The organism is Micrococcus sp. Mcc89 (genome assembly GCF_024519795.1).
GTDB lineage: Bacteria > Actinomycetota > Actinomycetes > Actinomycetales > Micrococcaceae > Micrococcus > Micrococcus luteus.
Genome location: NZ_JALJRI010000102.1, coordinates 1 through 367, shown reverse-complemented (window position 1 = coordinate 367; position 367 = coordinate 1). Strand labels below are relative to the sequence as shown.

At 68.7% G+C, this 367-nt stretch carries 1 pseudogene; it reads left to right on the top strand.

Going from position 1 to position 367, the window contains the following annotated elements:
• Positions 1-367: pseudogene (locus tag NR072_RS09570) on the top strand (pyridine nucleotide-disulfide oxidoreductase); the annotation flags it as partial.

Here is a 367-nt window from a genome sequence, read left to right as displayed (position 1 = left end):
GACCCGCCGGGGTGTACACGGCGGACATCCTGACCAAGGAGGAACGGGACTTCCGGGTCAGCATCGACCTGTTCGACCGGTACCCGGCCCCGTTCGGCCTCATCCGCTACGGGGTGGCCCCGGACCATCCGCGCATCAAGGGCATCGTCACCGCCCTGCACAAGGTCATGGACCGCGGGGACATCCGTTTCCTGGGGAATGTGGACTACGGCACGGACCTGAGCCTGGCGGATCTGCGTCGGCACTACGACGCGATCGTGTTCTCCACCGGGGCTGTGCGCGACGCGGCCCTGGACGTGCCCGGCGTCGAGCTGGCCGGCTCGTTCGGTGGCGCGGATTTCGCGTCCTGGTATGACGGGCACCCGGA